This is a genomic window from Pararhizobium sp. A13 (genome assembly GCF_040126305.1).
GTDB lineage: Bacteria > Pseudomonadota > Alphaproteobacteria > Rhizobiales > Rhizobiaceae > Pararhizobium.
In genome coordinates, this window is the sequence record NZ_CP149510.1 from 3,080,090 (window position 1) to 3,096,794 (window position 16,705).

14 protein-coding genes, 1 tRNA gene and 1 pseudogene are annotated in these 16,705 nt (G+C 53.9%); 10 read left to right on the top strand and 6 right to left on the bottom strand.

Going from position 1 to position 16,705, the window contains the following annotated elements; all coding sequences use genetic code 11:
• Positions 1-14: 14 nt before the first annotated feature.
• The 4 genes from WI754_RS15225 to WI754_RS15240 form a co-directional block, all read right to left on the bottom strand.
• The gene (locus WI754_RS15225) at positions 15-911 is read right to left on the bottom strand and encodes a UvrD-helicase domain-containing protein (protein ID WP_349434307.1); all 897 of its coding nucleotides are present in this window, start codon (positions 909-911) and stop codon (positions 15-17) included.
• Entirely contained in the window at positions 908-2,683 is a 1,776-nt protein-coding gene (locus WI754_RS15230) for an AAA family ATPase (protein WP_349434308.1), read from the bottom strand. The genes WI754_RS15225 and WI754_RS15230 overlap by 4 nt, the downstream gene beginning before the upstream one ends.
• Positions 2,684-3,385: 702 nt before the next feature.
• Positions 3,386-5,398 (bottom strand): AAA family ATPase, encoded by a 2,013-nt coding sequence (locus WI754_RS15235; RefSeq protein ID WP_349434309.1) that lies wholly within the window; start codon positions 5,396-5,398, stop codon positions 3,386-3,388.
• A gap of 2 nt (positions 5,399-5,400) precedes the next feature.
• Positions 5,401-5,718: a hypothetical protein gene (locus tag WI754_RS15240; protein WP_349434310.1), complete on the bottom strand. Its 318-nt coding sequence runs from the start codon at positions 5,716-5,718 to the stop codon at positions 5,401-5,403.
• A 376-nt stretch (positions 5,719-6,094) separates the two neighbouring features.
• On the opposite strand from WI754_RS15240, the gene WI754_RS15245 reads away from it, so the two are divergent.
• From WI754_RS15245 to WI754_RS15265, 5 genes are all read left to right on the top strand, one after another.
• Complete coding sequence (locus tag WI754_RS15245; protein ID WP_349434311.1) at positions 6,095-6,358, top strand: helix-turn-helix transcriptional regulator; 264 nt, start codon at positions 6,095-6,097, stop codon at positions 6,356-6,358.
• Between the two features lie 1,077 nt (positions 6,359-7,435).
• The gene (locus WI754_RS15250; protein WP_349434312.1) at positions 7,436-8,635 is read left to right on the top strand and encodes a hypothetical protein; all 1,200 of its coding nucleotides are present in this window, start codon (positions 7,436-7,438) and stop codon (positions 8,633-8,635) included.
• Positions 8,636-9,113: 478 nt separating this feature from the next.
• Positions 9,114-9,419 (top strand): ETC complex I subunit, encoded by a 306-nt coding sequence (locus WI754_RS15255; protein ID WP_349434313.1) that lies wholly within the window; start codon positions 9,114-9,116, stop codon positions 9,417-9,419.
• Positions 9,420-9,461: 42 nt separating this feature from the next.
• Positions 9,462-9,538, top strand: a tRNA-Arg gene (locus tag WI754_RS15260).
• A gap of 453 nt (positions 9,539-9,991) precedes the next feature.
• Positions 9,992-10,387 carry an ATP-binding protein gene (locus WI754_RS15265; protein ID WP_349434314.1) on the top strand — a complete coding sequence of 132 codons (396 nt, stop codon included), beginning with the start codon at positions 9,992-9,994 and terminating at the stop codon, positions 10,385-10,387.
• A 456-nt stretch (positions 10,388-10,843) separates the two neighbouring features.
• Here the strand turns inward: WI754_RS15265 and WI754_RS15270 are convergent, their stop codons facing one another.
• Entirely contained in the window at positions 10,844-11,341 is a 498-nt protein-coding gene (locus tag WI754_RS15270; RefSeq protein ID WP_349434315.1) for an AAA family ATPase, read from the bottom strand.
• Between the two features lie 353 nt (positions 11,342-11,694).
• Between WI754_RS15270 and WI754_RS15275 the strand changes: the two genes are divergently transcribed.
• Together WI754_RS15275 and WI754_RS15280 are read left to right on the top strand one after the other, a co-directional pair.
• On the top strand, positions 11,695-13,401 hold the full coding sequence (locus WI754_RS15275; RefSeq protein WP_349434316.1) for a Fic family protein: 1,707 nt from the start codon (positions 11,695-11,697) through the stop codon (positions 13,399-13,401).
• Positions 13,402-13,452: 51 nt separating this feature from the next.
• The gene (locus tag WI754_RS15280; RefSeq protein WP_349434317.1) at positions 13,453-13,695 is read left to right on the top strand and encodes a hypothetical protein; all 243 of its coding nucleotides are present in this window, start codon (positions 13,453-13,455) and stop codon (positions 13,693-13,695) included.
• Positions 13,696-13,703: 8 nt separating this feature from the next.
• On the opposite strand, the gene WI754_RS15285 is transcribed toward WI754_RS15280, so the two are convergent.
• Complete coding sequence (locus WI754_RS15285) at positions 13,704-14,276, bottom strand: hypothetical protein (protein WP_349434318.1); 573 nt, start codon at positions 14,274-14,276, stop codon at positions 13,704-13,706.
• On the opposite strand from WI754_RS15285, the gene WI754_RS15290 reads away from it, so the two are divergent.
• The 3 genes and pseudogenes from WI754_RS15290 to WI754_RS15300 form a co-directional block, all read left to right on the top strand.
• Positions 14,262-14,843, top strand: coding sequence for a tyrosine-type recombinase/integrase (locus WI754_RS15290; RefSeq protein WP_349434319.1), 582 nt, complete (start codon positions 14,262-14,264; stop codon positions 14,841-14,843). The genes WI754_RS15285 and WI754_RS15290 overlap by 15 nt on opposite strands.
• Before the next feature lie 457 nt (positions 14,844-15,300).
• A complete protein-coding gene (locus WI754_RS15295; protein WP_349434320.1) occupies positions 15,301-16,374 on the top strand; it encodes a D-alanine--D-alanine ligase family protein in 1,074 nt (357 codons plus the stop codon).
• A gap of 52 nt (positions 16,375-16,426) precedes the next feature.
• Positions 16,427-16,540 (top strand): annotated as a pseudogene (locus tag WI754_RS15300) (MgtC/SapB family protein); the annotation flags it as partial.
• Between the last annotated feature and the right edge of the window lie 165 nt (positions 16,541-16,705).

Sequence of the window (16,705 nt, forward strand, 5' to 3'; positions counted from 1 at the left end):
GACAAACAGCCCAATCAGGGGGCGGCATCATCTCGGAACAAGGGGGCGGTTAATTCTCGGAATTGGGGGGCGGCATCATTTCGGAATGCGGGGGCGGATTGCCTCGGAATCTGCAGCCAATCACCATTCTCGGGCGAGAATTGATATCCTTGGCCATCCTTCAGCCCATTTTCCGCAACAAGGACGTTTATCCCTGCTGGCAACTTTCCTGACAAATCTACCGCAAGGCCGTCGCGTAATCGCATGCGACAATCAAGAACCCACTTTCCCAGACCAGGGTTTGTGTCCTTCCAGCGATGACCGGTTTCCAAAGTACCAAAGCTCCCTTTAGTCTTGAGCGCTTCCCAGCGTGACCTGACTTCAGTCACCCTCTTTCCTTGCCCATGCCCTCCGGGAATTACCTGCATAGGGTCGCCGAAAATCCGAAGCATTGATCCTTGCTCGCCAATCAGGAGGACAATCGCTTCTTGGTACGAGCTACTGTCCTGATGCTCGTCGCATATAATGACCGGGTAGCGTCGAGCGAGCATTCTTGAAATCATTGGGTTGAACCGAATGAAATCAGCTACTTTGCTCGCAAGAATGTCAAAGCCATTTGCGGTAGTGCGCGCCCACGTTGCCACGTCGTCTGGTAAACCAAGGGCCGTGCGATAGGCGCTCGCGACTTCGTGGATGAAGCCATCGAGAGTCCGGAGTTCGATGTGTCGCCTGATTTCCTTGGTGCGCTTTGCGACGACAGAACACGCAGCATGGGTGTGCGTGAGGACAAGCACCTTCTTATGGCCAATTTGTCGGGCCACTTCTTCAGCATAGAGCGCTGCCTGAAACGTCTTACCGCATCCCGCTGGTGCCTCAATCACCACGAGCGGGATGTCTGACCGCAAAAGAGCAGCGATATCGTCGTCTGTCATAGGTCAATCTTGGCGGAAGGCGACTTCCCGACAAGCACGAGCACTGAGTTAAAAAACGGGCGCAACATCGGTTCGATCTGCTCCCAAGCATCGTTCTGAACTATGTGGCGAACTAGTTCGCGACCGCCGCTCCCATCTTCTTTCTTGAACCAGCTTCGAGATTGCTTCTTCCACTCTTTTGCTATTGATTTTCGCTTCTCGGGATCATGTTCTTTTATGTCATCAGCATCACCCGTCGCTGCCTTGATTATGAAACTCCGTAGCATTTCCCTATCGCCATCGACCGCTGCAAGGAGCGCCTCGAATTCCTTATCGGCAATCTCCAGTCGCGTCGCCACCGACCGAAGTCGATAACCATCCCAATCGCCTTCCTCATCGCGAAATAGGCTTTCTAAGTTTCCGGCGGGCACAAGCGGTATCAAGTTCGTCTCAATGCATCCGTCCTTCCATTGGAAAAGGCGGTCGCCCATCACACCTTTCAAAGCCGCCCAGCGATCCTTTTTGCCCCCATCATTGTCCGCGAAACCACATACATTGAGGTTTGAGTTCTTCAGCTCCACAAGCAAATCAAGAAGCTGGGCGTCCCCTTTGCCAACAGATACGCGGACACCGAAATAATCTGGCTCGTCTTGTAATAGTCTCTTCAATATTGCATGGACGAAACCCCTCTCGGTTTCACCTTCGACAAGTACAGGTACCCGTGAAAGAAATATCACCGGGTCTCGCTTGACCTGCGCTCCTATTTTCTGGTGATCCAGTTTTCCAAGCATTCCTTCGGCGTCGAAGAACCATAGCTGCCCGTCGCCCAACATAAACAATGCAATAGGGCTGTGAGTGGTGATGAAGCCCTGTCGTCCGCTATCAATCAACACCGATACTAGTTGCCGAAGCCTGTATGGCTCGAGGCCCCGTTCAATCTCATCGATAACGATAAGTTCGGCCTCTTTTCTCACGGACGCAGCGACCTGAAGAGAGGCCATCCGACGAGTACCTGCGCCCCAACTGGAGAGAGGGAGGAACACTTCTTCTTTTCGCGCGGTCAGGCCGATTAGGGCTCCAATGGAAATGCCTTGGCTTCCTGTCAGCCCTAACGAGATGTCCGACGGCAAAGCGGCTTTATCAAGCGCATCACTCAGCCCTGCAATGGCCTTCGTTGCATCCTCTCCCAGTTGATCGACGAGAGGCACCTGCGATACCAATTTGCCGATCTTAGCGCGCAGATTCTCCTCGGAGAGCAATCGATCAAGCCCTGAACCATGAACAAGCCGCAGATCGCGGTCGTTCTTCTCTTCGCTGCCCAGCTTGATTAGACCAATGCGACGACGGAGACCGAGGGAGAAGTATTCTCGCGCCTCATCCGGTTGGATGATTTCCCAGGCTAAGTCGAAATCCGCTGACGCGCTTACCGCAACACGAAAGACTGGATACTGCCCCGCCTGCGTGACCTTTGCATCGTTGCGCGGTTGGACCGCATCTTTGCCATCCCATTCCCACGGCCATAAAGTTTTGGTCGTCGAGGTTAGGTCAAGTTCGTCGGGAATCGCAATGACAGCTTCAATTCGAAAGCCGTCTTCAGTCTTGCGCTGCCAGTAGTCCGCCTCGGTCAGGGACGCACTATTACTAGGCTGAAAAAGCAGAGATATCGCGTCTAAGATCGTGGTCTTGCCCGTATCTCCACCCCCGATAATCAAATTCAAGCCTGGTGACGGGTTCCACACGAGCCCACGGATGCCGCGAAATCGGTCGATCCGGAGCTGCCTAATTTCAACCATCCTATCCTCCGGCTCCGTTCTCCCACCCACGCCAAAATTATCCACACGAGCCTGTTATGGACTTGTTATGCCGAAGTTGGCTTTAAGGCACTCCTCGACGCTTTTACGGATTGCACTCGTCGAATCTGCGGGCGTCGATGTCAGCGAAGAGTGAACGTACGTGATTTTCGACATAAGGACAGATATTTAAACGCCGTCAGTAAGACAGTAACTTGGGACGAAAACGGCGGTGCCAGCTAGCTTCGGCGATGCCCCAGAGGCAAATGACGGTGTACCGTAACTAGGTCGCTCGCACTGGGACATTGGCGTCAACGGTGCGTCGGGTGATCATCTGAGCTTCCTCGCGCAACTCGCGTTTGCATTGAAGTCGAACGCGGTGAGGGGTGCGTGCATTCGCTGTTGGTTTCTCGGGTGCTGTCAAGCAAGCGCCCGATCTTAACTCCCCTGTCGGGCTTGACCTACACGCTCCCCTGCTGTCCATCTTTACACCCCGATATTTTACGCAAGGCGGTGGGCGTCGAGCAGTCCGGTAGTGTTGACTCGCTATGCCTTTGGCAGCCGGGAATTATCTCTGTTGACGTACCGGATCACCGAACGAGTTTTTCTCGCCAATCAGAGCGATGGACTTCAGACTCTGCTCGGCAACCGTCACTCCTTAACTGAGCATTTTCGGCAAAGGCTATGCTGATGCGCTCTCGCGCGTCATGCGTTTTGTTTGCCTGGCCTATCGGAGCCCTTCTGTTGAAGAAAGTATTCCAAGCGCAGGCCGTCGATGCGTTTCTCCTTCTTCAGCGCCAGGGCGAAAGCAAGAACTTCTTCCTTCCTGCTATTAAGATGTTCCTTCGCCCTTCGGAATTCACGTTGGAGGATGACATTGACCTCTGCTCTGAACGAGGGGTCTCGGGCAATACTGGAAGGATCGGTAGTGTCGTACGCGCCTGGGACAAAGAACAACGAATTATCCAAACCGTATTCTCCGCACATCTCGATTGCCATCGATGTTGCGAGTTCCAGATCGCTACCTTTCGCACCGCCGGAGGAGGTCGAACGATCATCTAAAATAACTTCCTCAGCGGCCAAGCCCCCCAAGGACATCGCGATATTGTTGAGGATGCCATTCTTGGTTCTGAAGCCCCGCAACGGCTGCTCGATGAAGGTGATCCCGTGGGCTGCCCTTTCGGTTGGGTGGCTTTCGCGCTGGTCATAAACTTCCACCGCCGTTACAACACCAACGTCAAGCGCGTGGGCTAGAATTGCATGCCCAACTTCATGGACGGCTACCCGGAAAAGAGATGCGTCGTCCAAAATCTGAGGCGCTTGGAGGTGTTCTTCGACATCTGTCAAGGCGATGTCACGATTGTTGGTGCGGGCGGTCCTTTTAGCATGCCGTGCAAGTCGTTCCAGATCGGCACCACTGAAGCCCACTAGCCTCGAAGCGATAGCTTTAAGCTTGGGTTCAGCAGCTAACGACGGAAGGTAGAACTGCAGAATGTCCGCTCGGGTGTCCGCGTCGGGCAGGGGGAAATGCACGTGTTTTTCTAGGCGACCACTCCTCAGGACGGCAGGGTCTATCCGTTCGGGGTGATTGCACGCCCCCATCACGATTACGCCTTCTCGGCTATCCACCCCGTCCAAACTTTCAAGCAGTCCGTTCACAACCTGCACGGAATAGTCTTTGTAGCGGGAATTGAATTGCTTCCTGTCGCCTATGCTGTCGATTTCATCGAGAAATAAAAGACAAGGGGCGTTCGACTTTGCCTCTGCGAAGCTACCGTACATTGCCTTCAGCAAGTCCCCCAGATGTCCGTCTCGCGAGCTTTGCCATCTGGAGATGGAGGTGGAAATGAGGTGCATTTCGCACTCGCGCGCCAAAGCCATCGCAAACCGGGTCTTGCCGGTACCCGGAGGACCGAAGAGCAAGATGCCCCTGTCAACTTCCGACCAAGGCAGTTTTCCGCACCGCCACTCAGCCAAGTCTCTTTGGAGTTGTATCGCCCAGCTGCTCGCAGGTCCGAAGCCTTTGTTCGTACGCAACGAAAGTGTCTCCGACGAAGGCGCGGCAACTGGTTCATCCTTCTTCAACCTTGCGGCGGCAACCTCAACGGGTTGCCCAATTCGAAAAAGTGCATCAATGCGCTCCGCAGGCTCCTTCGCGATCAGCGCCAAAGCGTCGTCAGATATCTCCCCGCATTTTAAGAGTGATGACAAGGCCCGGAAGTGCGACGCAAGTCCGATTTCGAGCCTCAGGTCGGCGGTTGCTGCGATCACAAAGTCGGGGTGGGGGCTCGTTTCATCGTGTTTGAGAATTACGAGCTTTGCAGCCATCAGGTATTCGGTAGCATCGATCTCCCACTCACCCTTTTTATTCCGGCCATGATGATGACATAGCAACTTTACCTCACGATTGTAGCCAAACGCAGTTGCGGCGGCCGATTGCACGTCGCCGAGCCGCCAGGTCTTAGGTACGCTTACGATTATAGCGAAGGCTGGTGCCGAGAAGGCAGATCGGTGCTGGCGAACAAAGCGCACAAAGGCACAGTATGCTACGAAATTGCGAGCCGACTTGACCAAAGCGATAAGAGCGGACTTGCGCTTCAAAATTAGAACCGTGCTCATGAAGATGCCACGTTCTTCGGCCGCGAGTTCTTGAAGTTTTTTGATCACGGATGAAATGTCATCGGGAACGCGTGTCATAACGCTATGATCCTTGGCCATCGTTATGTCCGAGCCCGTTCGACCATCGGCGTCTCAAGCCGGTACCAGCGGCTCAGCGTCCTGGCCAAGCCAAGGTTTTCATCCAGGAAGTACACCTCGCTTGTTACACCGGGATTGTTGTCGGCAATTGTCGGATGGCCGGTCATCCGACCGAGCAGGCACGGTACGGCGCGGCGGCTCAGTATCCAATCATCGATCAGTATCGGCTCTCTAGAAAAGGAAATCCTTTTGTTGGCCGCCAACCGCTCCAGGTCAGCCGTCAACGACTTCAAGCGCACAATCAAGCTCGTTGGCTCTTCGCCTAGCCATTCAACGAACATCTCACAACTCCGAATCAAGAGGAAAACTTCCTCATAACCCAACCATTTTACGCATATGGAGTCAATTAAATGCATATGTATCTCTGTTAATGCATTAATGGCTCGTAATGTTGACATTTTTTGACGTCGGCTGCTTGTCCACCTTATGGAGTTTAACGCAGCGAGTTTCCGTGCCGCTCGGTCCCTGCTAGGCTTAGGCCAAGCGGAGGTCGGCTCGCGTGCTGACGTGGATAGGAATGTCGTCTTCAGGGTAGAGACTGGAAAGTATCAGAGAGACCTTCGGCCACAGGCTACGAAGCTCAAACGGTTCTTTGAACGTGAGGGTATCGAGTTTCTTGATGCGACCGACAACTCCAGTACCGGTATCCGATGGCAAGTGGGCAAGATAGATGTGCTTGTCCAGCGGGAGCATTTGAGAGCAGGCAGGGCCATCGCCGGGCTACTCCAAGCCGATTTAGCTGCGAAAGCAGAGGTAAGCCAGAGCTTAATTAGTCGGTTCGAGAGCGGGAAAACACAATCAATCTCTTCCAGCGAATTTGAGAAGTTAGTATTGGGCTTGTCCAAAGCGGGCGTTGAAGTGTTTAACGATCCCCAAAAAGGGGTTGCCGAAGTACGAATACGAACCCTCAATCACTTTTGAGGGAAGTGCTCTAAAAAGCGGGAAACGAATTCAAAAGCCCAGCAAAATTGGTGCCGAAGGTCTCCGCTGGGCGCGTCGCGGCAACCGTAAGCGTTCCTCGATTAGATGTATCTGGTCTTCGAATGCAAAATAACAATCCGGTTTAAAAGCGGTGAACTGGGAATCCTGGGTTTATCCACTTGCCGTAAGCAATATTCTCAAGCCCGGCGGGGCCTATGTTGTTGAGTTTCGCGGTTTCGATAAGCAACACGGTGGCCCTAAGCGGTCCGCTCCGGCGTCAGAGCCCGCAAAGGGGCATTTTTTCCCAGTGAGAGCGTGCCGTCGCTGGCTTCACATCGCGATCTCCTCGCGTGTCACGGAACGTTGACCGGGCTAGGCCGACCTCCTGGAGAAATCGCACCCGTTGCGGCGGCTAGCGCTCCTAGAACCTCAGGAATAATCAAACGTCGATCCGAAAGCTCCGATATACCGAAGGGTACTTTTGCGAACCCATACTTCGAAAGGATTAGCTGCCGGATGGCGGCGCGTGCGGTCTTGCGCTTTACACGTGCGTTCTCGGCTTTTCTAAATGATTTTGTGCGGATTTTTAACTCCTTAGTCACTGCTGAAAACACACACAAATAAATTATCGAAAAATCGCATAATGTTGACATTTTATTTTATTTTCAAATACTTATCCGAATTGATGAGTTGATTTTCCTGCCGCATGTTTCCACGCTGAGTCGCATGAAATCCACAGCAAAACCCCGCTGTGTTAGCTCTGAGGAAACCGGCTATGCGATTACAGGAAAATCGTGAAAGCGACGCAAGTCATCAAAATTCCGGCCTGGCGGGCGCGATGACCGATAGTCCCGAACCTTCCTATGAGCCGCGACACGACGAATGGTTGACGCTCGAAGAAGCGGTATGCCTGCCGGAGTTTGGCGGAAGGTTGCTCAAAGGCCAGTCAAATCAACGGGGAGTCTTGTCGGTCAAAACCCTGCGTGCAGCAATCGCGCGGGGTGAGCTAACCGCCATAAAGTTAAGCCCAAACAGAACTTTCTTAACCAGAGACATCCTCAAGGAATGGAGTGAGCTATGCCGCGCTATCGCAAGGAACCCTACCTCTACAAGCGAACTGCACGCCGCGACGGAAACGGAAAGCAGACTCACAAAGCAACCTTCATTATCAGAGACGGCAAGGACGAAATTCCCACAAGATGCGGTCTCGCTGATGTTGAACGCGCTAGGCAAATCCTAAGGGACTATATTGTCCAGAAATACGCCGACAAGCCGTTGAAAAAAGGCCTCGATGAGGAAAGTGTTTTTGTTGCTGATCTTCTCCGCCATTACCTCGAAGCCAACAAAGACTGGATCGAGGCGATGAACGGCGCGAACAGGCGATGGACAATAAAGCAGTTTGCCCGCCTCAACGATTTTTGGGGAGGCCTTACCGTCGATCAAGTCAACAAAGCCAACTCAAAAAAATACCAAGAAAATCGGAAACCAAACGCCGCACGCCAGGAACTCGTTATTTTGCGGGCTGTTATTAACTTTGGTGCCAGCGAAGGAAAAGTGAAGCTGGCGCTGCAACACAATTACGCACTGCCCCCCAAACCACAGCCTCGTATGCATTATCTCAGCCTGAAAGAGGCAATCGCGCTATATAAGGCTGCCCGTCGAAGGCAACACACCTTCAATGGGGTCGTCACTCATCGGGTGGCGGAGCATGTCGCTAGATTTATAGTGTTTGCACTGATGACCGGCACCCGTTCAGAGCGGATTTCGAAAGCCAGCTTCCACGAAGAAGCCGGTCGGCCATGGATCGACCTTGAGAATGGCATCTTTTACCGGCGAGCCGACCAAGAACACGAGATATACAACAAACGGGCTGATCCCATTCGGATTCCGGACCGGTTGTTACGATTGCTCCGTAAATGGTACAGGCTGGATAAACGTGATGGCGTCCCTGGCTATCAGTATCTGATCCATTATGACGGCCGAAGTGTCGATTGTCGCAAGGCGTTTTACACCCTAAAAAAGATCGTCTTTACGGAAGAACGGGCGCGGAAAATCAACCGGCATGTGCTTAAACACACCTGTGTGACCTGGCTCCTTCAAGAAGGCACTACGGTCGACGAAGTTGCAGCTTATGTCTCGACAACCCCCGAGGTCATCCGCAAGGTCTACAGCCAGGTCATTCCCGGATCGAATGCGAATGTAAATGCTGTCTTTTCGGGCAAGCGAGTTGGCCAGATACGGTTGCGGCGGGCGGTGGAAGAACCAAGAGCGAATTAATTGGTGCGAGCTAAAACACGGTTGTTGCCGCTGAAACCATCATATATGCTTAACAGCACGGACGCGAAATGTTGACTTTGGCATCGCCATTTCGCTGTCCGTCACCGCCCCAGTTTCGCCACGGAAACGAGTGGAATTAGGGGGTGAAATCTTGAGAATATGGTCCAGTCAGGGCTTGTAAAGCCAAGGTTATGCGAGCGTGCATCTGTTTTGGGACCAGAGGGTCGGGAGTTCGAATCTCTCCACTCCGACCATCGACTTCTCTCCTTCCTGTAATGTCGGTATTCGTTGAAGCTTTTGTTTTGCCGGGCAAACATGTCTGGCGAATTTGAACAGCGTTTCGACGAACCCTACAAACTCGTAAAATCGACATATATATCGCCGGAAAGTCATTCCGTTTTGATCCATTCTGCGCTATGGCAATGCGCAGCGACCGGCAGCCCGGCGTGACGGAACCAAGGTGGAGACTGCTCGAGACATGTCCGCGAAAATCTATCGACCCGCAAAAACCGCCATGCAGTCGGGCAAAGCCAAGACGCATTTGTGGGTTTTTGAGTTCGATCAGGAAAAGCCGCGGACGATCGATCCGATCATGGGCTATACGAGTTCGGCCGACACTCGCCAGCAGGTGAAGCTGACCTTCGAGACCGCCGAGCAGGCGATTGCCTATGCTGAACGCAACGGCATCGAGTACCGCGTCATCGCGCCAAAGGAAGCGACCCGCAAGAGCGTCTCCTACAGCGACAATTTCCGGTTCAGCCGTACGCAGCCCTGGACTCACTGACACCAGGCTGCCAGTTTCCGGAGGCCATGGCCTCCTTCAAGCGGCCCCTTAGCTCAGCTGGATAGAGCACCTGCCTTCTAAGCAGGTTGTCGCAGGTTCGAGCCCTGCAGGGGTCGCCATCTAACCGCCTGATTATATGGCGATATACATGAAAGTGACCTACGGCTCCCGCATTTCATGCGGAAGCCGTAGTGCGACGAAATCCCTTTGGCTGAGCGTAGGTTCCCGAAAAAATCCCGGACACAATCCGTTTGTTTGCTGGGTACTGTACTGTCAATTTTTCCGAACGATACTCCCGGCAAATCTATCCAATTGACCAGAAGAATGCCGTTCACGGCTATTTTGAAGGGCCGCCACCGCGAACTGGAGGAGGTCATGACTGTTCAAGCATATAATGTCCCCGAGCGCATCAAACCGCGTTTGGGCTAGTATTTTCCACTCGGCTGCGCCGTGTATCGGGCATAACTCGATAAATCCGATGGTAGTCGGTCTGCTTAATTAACAATCCTGTTTATCAGTGCCAATTCAACTGGACCTTGTGGCGTTAAGGTCTGCATACTGCAATTTGTAGCATGATAAGCAAGGATGCGAAGGCAATAATGCCGCCGAACAAGCGCACAAAGGGGCTGAGCCCGCTATCGCGAAATCTCCTTTCTGCGGGGGAGAGCGATCAGGTCGATTTCAAGAAAGTTCCTGATGGCGTCAGCCAGGAAGACCTTGTCGCTTTTGCGAATTCCGACAATGGCGGGCAAATACTGGTTGGTGTCGTGGAGGAAGCTGCTGGTGGCGCGCAGGTGGGGGGTGTTCGGGGCTGCGATGTCAGTGACAGCGCTATTCTGCAGATAACGAATAAAGCGGTCACTTGCATCCCACCAGTCTCAATCGAGATCACAATTGAGAACCTCGATGCGCAACCAATTTTGCGCATTGCGATACCATCAAGTGCGACACGTCCTCATTGTACTTAAAAGGGTATCTACAACCGCCGGGACGGCTCCAGGAACCGGCCACTTCATCCAAGCGAGTTGCTCCGCATATTCCTTGACGCCGAAGCTCGCGCATTTGCTGAGCGGTTTGAGGCAGCGGCTGATCGGATTTCGAACGACCTGTCTACCCTTGAGCATTCACTCGACAAGAGCATCAAATACATGGGCGACCAGCTCGGTTGGGCGGAGTCGCAGATGTACGATACCGAAAGCAGCCTGGATGAAATCCTTCGACGAGCACGCGGCATAGAACAGGCGACTGGGGATATTATGGAGCGTTTCAGAGCGCTCTTTCGGCAGGACAGCCGCGATGATCCGGTCCAAAAGCGAGAGCGGAACAAGCTAGTCAATAGGCTTATCAAAGCGATAGACGCGAGCGACGATCACCTGAAAACCATTAAGTCGGGAGGAGATTTGGCAATGACGAGCTACGCGGGATTATCTCCCGAACTGACTGAGGAGGATGGAAAGCTCGCTATGCAAGTAGCTGTTGATCACGTCCGCCGCCGCGAGGATATCCGTCAACGCTTCAGCCCGAAGAGACCCTGCAGCTGTTCCTGCTCGACATCCCGGAAACCGAAGCCACAGGATATCCGGCTCTCCGTAAGTGACGCCCATTACGGCTTCGATTTCGCCAGCAGGACTTTCCCTGAGCGCATGTAGAAAATCAGCTTCGTCGTCTGTGTCGAGGTCCTTGAACACAAAAGTGAAGGTGATCTCACCTGTTGCAGTGCCTCCGTTTGGGAGGTGAACGTCGTCCGACGTGAATCGAGGATAGGGATCGTCAGCACCTGCCAAGAGAGCATGCAGCCCGTCGACCACAGCGGATTTCCTAATATTGTTTGGGCCGACAATGACATTGAGACCTGGCTGAAAGCTGACGGTGGTTTTTGTAAAATGCCGAAAATTTGTGATGGTCAGCGATGCTAGGTACAAAACGAATCTCCTTCTCCCCTATGGGTTGAGTTATGCGCTCTTAGCTGGAGCCTGCAAGGCTGTGCCCGTGAGGCGCGTGGCGACGCGCTGAGCCAATTTGGCTCGCTAAATTTAGTTTATCTAAAAAAATGTTTATATTCATATATTTAACGAAAGTTATTGTAGGTCGTCGTTCGTAACCTATTGAGAATCGACATTGTCAACATATTGTGAATCGACCTTCATATTCTATTGTGAGTCGACACACGTAAAATATTGTGACTCGACAATCGCAATCTATTGCAAATCGACTTATATAAGTTATTGTCTATGAGCACGAGCACGCCGTTACGCTACGCAGTGAAGGAAATTCAATGAGCCTGGGTCGGAGTCACATCGTCCTCGCGGAAGCGCTTCAGTCGCTGAAGGCTGTCACTGACGTGAGTAAGTCGGCAGTCGTCGAGTCAGGCGATTTGGATGGCGAGCACCGCCGACAACTTGTCGAAGCAGGCTTCCTTGAGATGATAATGCGCGGATGGTACGCCGTCTCCAAGCCCGGAGCGCGCCGCCGTGTGGAAACCATGTGGGGCAGCGTTTATTGGGACTTCGTCGCCCAATACCTGCGAAAGCGCTTCCAGAATGAATATTGGCTTGATCCGGTGGCATCGCTACGCATCCACGCCGAGAACCTGAAGGTTCCAGAGCAGCTCGTGGTCTGCGTGTCGACCGGCGTAAACGCGAAAGTCGAGCTTCCGAACAACACCTCTTTATATATCTACAACACCACCAAACCGACTTCAAAGACCGCGATCATCGAAAAGGGGGATTTGCGGATGCTGTCTCCCGAGACCGCTATCGCCAATCTGCCTGTAGCGGCCTGGGCCGAAGATGCGACAGATGCAGCAGCTGTACTCGGATCGATCCGGGGTAGCTCAACACTTCTTCGCGCAATCCTTGAGGACGGCAAAGTCGTGAAGGCTGGGGCGGTCGCTGGAGCTTTGCGCCAGCTCGGACGGGGAACAGATGCTGATGCGATCCTGTTCAGCTTGAAGGAGGGGAAGCACAATGTCCGAGAGATCGCTCCGTTCGAAAAAACCATCGACACGAAGTTTGACACTCGCCGTCCGCCCAAGGCCGCCGCTACTCGTATCACTTTGATGTGGGAGCGAATGAGATCAAGCGTGCTCTCTCACTTCACCCAGGAACCCAAAAGAATAAACGATATCGACGGTTACCTGCGAGATATTGACGACAGATATGTATCTGACGCCTACAACTCACTTAGCATTGAAGGCTATCAGGTCTCGGCCGAACTGATTGAGAAGGTCAAGGCTGGCAGCTGGCAACCGGAAATCGATGCCAGCGATTTTGACACCCAGAATGCCTTGGCAGCGCGTGGCTATTGGCTCGCGTTCAATGAGGTGAAGGCTGACGTAGGTCGCATTCTGCAGAACGAACCTGCTGGACCATTATTGTGGGATCGTCACCAGGAATGGTTCAAGGCGATGTTCCAGCCATTCGTCGATGCCAACATCCGAAAACAATTTGAACTGGTCGGGTACCGAAACAGTCCTGTCTACCTGTTCGGCTCCGGTCATGTTCCTTATTCCCCGGACGCGGTTCTTGACGGGATGGAAGCTCTTTTTGAATGTATCGACAAGGAAGACGATCCACGAGTCAAAGCCGTACTGGCCCCGTTCTTGTTCACTTACATCCATCCTTTCATGGATGGAAACGGGCGTAGCGCGCGCTTCCTGATGAATTGCCTGTTGGCTGAAGGAGGGTATCCTTGGACCGTCATTCCTTATGAACGGAGGGATGAGTACATGGCATGCCTTGAGGCTGCGAGTTCCAAAGAGGATATTGGCCCTCTCGCGGCTTTCGTTGCGGAGTTGGTTGCCGCGCCTCCGCCGCCTCGGCCGTCCACATCAGCTTATCCGGCACGCAAAGGACCACTTCCTAGCGCGGACAATGCGCCTGGCGTCGTCGTAGCCTCCGAAAGGCATAAGGGCGAATCCGGCATCCAACGTGAGGAAATCCTGGTGAATATGTTGCACTTGCCCTCGTTTCCTCGGGCGTGATCGATGCTAACCAGATTGGCCGCATAGCTGCCCCGTTGGAAACTTAGCAATATGAGCAAGGCAAGCCCAGATCATCCAATCGTCAAGGCCATACAGAGCGCAATCATCGGCATTCTGTTCTCCAAGCCTGAGACTGGTAGGCGACTTGCGGCTTTAGAGTTGCACTCCGATACTACCCTGCGCGAGGGAGTCCAATTTTCCGATGAAGGGCTTTGGTTCAACAGCGAACGAGTTAAAGCTCTGACACGGGACGAGCTGGCCGAACTGTTGTTGACTTTAGATGTTGAGCAATGACCCTGACCCTACGTGGCTGTCGCACCTGCAGCGTCCTGTTCAGCTATTCTGGACAGGGCTTGTGCGTACTCAGGAGCGAAGGTCGGCAGATTGGCCACCTGCAAGCGTTGCGCTTCCGCTTCGACATCCGCCTGGAAACCAGCAACAGAAAACAGCTCGATTTGGCTTACATAGAGGGCGTGAAGCCACACATGCTTGCGTACTACCGATAGTAACGCGTGCTGTAACCCCCCATGGATTAACTGTCCGATCCCTTCAAGATATGAGGCGTATGCGTCAAGGTCTCCGCCAGCCTTGTCGTAGGACTCGTATGAAATGTAATCGAGCCATAGCTGGCCATCCCCATCCTCCGCAAGGCCGCTTCTCACGTAGGCCTCTTCATCGTCCGGGTGGTGATAAGCGCCTCGATACTGCCGCGCGATCTCTAGTACGTCAGGGTCCACGATCACCCGGGGATAAATCGCCAGCTGCGATTCCATCTGATATGCACGCACAATTTTCCCCGGGAACCGCATTGGAGCGAGCATAAACTGAAAGAGCCGAAGGAACGGGTCCGCGAGCTTCAATTGGCTGAACAGCATGCGATTGATCATTCGATTAGAGAGGACTATCGGCCGTGGCACCTGTTTCTCCATTTGAGCGGCCGCCGTCTGAAGGAATCGCTGATCCGTTGGTCGGACGTTAATTGGGAAACTGGCGAGATCACGACGGCAGGCAAGGGCGACACGCGAGTCTGGACGCCGATGCCCCCGAGCATACGCGAGATACTCGAGTGCCTTGGCCGTCATCCTGAGTTCGTTTTCACATTTGTTGCCCGCCGCACACGCGAAGGGAAAGTCGCTGGAAAACGGTATCCGATAAAGTATCACGGCGTGCAGTCTCAGTGGCGGCGCGATCTGGCACGTTCCGGAGTCAAGAATTTCCGTTTACATGACCACCGCCACGACCGGGCGTCGAAGCTGCTTCGCGAGACCCGCAACCTCAAACTCGTACAGCGGGTGCTGAACCACTCCAATATCACTACCACCGCGAGATACGCGCACGTGATGGACGGCGAGGTGGCCCTCGCGCTCGAAAGCAGCGCGAAGTCCCGGAATCAGCCCCGAACTAACCCGGGCGATGAACTTCAAGGTCCGGATTTTGCATAACATTTCATTACCTTGACCGACTGCTTGGTAAGCAGTGGGTCACTGCCTTCTAAGCAGGTTGTCGCAGGTTCGAGCCCTGCAGGGGTCGCCAAAACTTCAATAAATACCGACATCGCTCCGATAGGCACAATTTCGCATCTCGCAAAAATTATCGCGTGCTCGTCCTTGTGTCCAATCTCATCGAGCATTCGATGGCGGCGCTCCATGAGGGGCCGTTTCCCTTTTGCCGCTGTTAAATCGCCTCTGATCCCAATTGACGTCCGATCAAGCGGTTTTCTCGATCAGACATCCGTTTGCGGCTCGCAGCCCGACGCATTGGCGTCGGTGGCCCGGCTGCGCCGTGACGAGATATGCCATCGGCTGACATAAACTGCGAAAGACATCTCAATTTGGTTGCAATTGGTCGGTTACAGCTTGGCATCCGCCTCATGAGACCAATCTTTCGGAAGGAAACGTCATGACCTCCAAATTGCGCGTTGCTGTTCTCTTTGGCGGGCAATCCACGGAGCATGATGTTTCCATCCTTTCGGCTCGCAATGTCATCAAGGCAATCGACGTCGACAAATATGAGATCATCCCGATTCTTATTGATCGAGCCGGGCAATGGTTGTTGATCGAACTGGTTGATGGCGCCCTGCCGGACCCCGTTGCCTATGTCGGGACAAGGGTTTGCTTGCTGCCCGGTGGTCGCGGTCTTCTTCTCGCTTTTGGCGGCCCCGCCGGTTCCAGCGAATTGCCTGTGATGGATATCCTGTTTCCCGTATTGCACGGGATGCATGGCGAGGATGGGTCGGTCCAGGGGCTTGCCCAGATTGCGGGTGTTCCCTTGGTCGGCTGCGGCATCCTCGGATCGGCCATCGCCATCGACAAGGACGTGGCAAAGCGTCTGTTGCGGGACGCGGGTTTGCCGGTCGCCCGCTCCATCACGGTTAGATCCGGCGAAAGCCCAATTTTCGAAGACGTCACAAACATTTTGGGCTCGCCGATTTTCGTCAAGCCCGCGCGACAAGGCTCGTCGGTTGGTGTCAGCAAGGCGCGAACGGCCGGCGAATTTCACGTCGCGCTCGCCGAGGCGTTCAAGTTTGACACCAAGGTTCTCGTCGAGGAGTTCGTCCAGGCCCGCGAGATTGAATGCGCGGTACTTGAGAAGCCTGACGGCGCAATCGTGGTCTCCGTCGCCGGCGAGATCGTGACGGGCGAGGGGCACGGCTTCTACACCTATGAGGCAAAGTATCTGGACGAGACGGGAGCCACCATCAACATCCCGGCAGTGCTCCCCGAACAGACGGCGCAACATCTGCAGGACATGGCTAGGCGAGCGTTCGTCGCGCTGGGCTGCGAGGCGCTTGCTCGCGTCGATTTCTTCGTGCGGCCGGATATGAGCACGGTGATCAATGAGGTCAACACGATGCCAGGCTTCACCGATATCAGCATGTATCCGAAAGCGATGGCGGCGAGCGGGACGTCCTACCCTGAACTGATCGGCCGGCTGATCGAGCACGGATTGGCAAGAGCCAAACAGGCCCGCTGATCGTCGGCGATGTTGTTGTGGAACCAAGTTTTTGCCAGTGCGTTCAGGTGGCTTGGACCCGGTTTTCGGCCATATCTTTCCCGCCACGCAAATAGTCTATCTGGTCATCATCGCCCGCTTCTGTGGTGCGATTTTCTTCGGCGGACTGATCGGCTTCGAACGCGAGGAAAGCGGGAGGAGGCCTGCAAGTCGAAGGTCGTGCCGCCTGCCGAATCAAAGAGCAGCTTCGGGAAAGACAAGCATCGGCAGCCCAAATCCTAAAAAAAACGGACCGAAGGCATGTCTGCCGTTCGGCCCGTCCGGTAAAGGTCGGATAGGGGAATTTCCAGAC

Coding starts and splice junctions, on each gene's coding strand:
- WI754_RS15295 (WP_349434320.1), top strand. CDS start 15,301: ATGACCTCCAAATTGCGCGTTGCTGTTCTCTTTGGCGGGCAATCCACG.
- WI754_RS15275 (WP_349434316.1), top strand. CDS start 11,695: ATGAGCCTGGGTCGGAGTCACATCGTCCTCGCGGAAGCGCTTCAGTCG.
- WI754_RS15285 (WP_349434318.1), bottom strand. CDS start 14,276: ATGCTGTTCAGCCAATTGAAGCTCGCGGACCCGTTCCTTCGGCTCTTT.
- WI754_RS15235 (WP_349434309.1), bottom strand. CDS start 5,398: ATGGCCAAGGATCATAGCGTTATGACACGCGTTCCCGATGACATTTCA.
- WI754_RS15240 (WP_349434310.1), bottom strand. CDS start 5,718: ATGTTCGTTGAATGGCTAGGCGAAGAGCCAACGAGCTTGATTGTGCGC.
- WI754_RS15255 (WP_349434313.1), top strand. CDS start 9,114: ATGTCCGCGAAAATCTATCGACCCGCAAAAACCGCCATGCAGTCGGGC.
- WI754_RS15230 (WP_349434308.1), bottom strand. CDS start 2,683: ATGGTTGAAATTAGGCAGCTCCGGATCGACCGATTTCGCGGCATCCGT.
- WI754_RS15250 (WP_349434312.1), top strand. CDS start 7,436: ATGCCGCGCTATCGCAAGGAACCCTACCTCTACAAGCGAACTGCACGC.
- WI754_RS15265 (WP_349434314.1), top strand. CDS start 9,992: ATGATAAGCAAGGATGCGAAGGCAATAATGCCGCCGAACAAGCGCACA.
- WI754_RS15280 (WP_349434317.1), top strand. CDS start 13,453: ATGAGCAAGGCAAGCCCAGATCATCCAATCGTCAAGGCCATACAGAGC.
- WI754_RS15225 (WP_349434307.1), bottom strand. CDS start 911: ATGACAGACGACGATATCGCTGCTCTTTTGCGGTCAGACATCCCGCTC.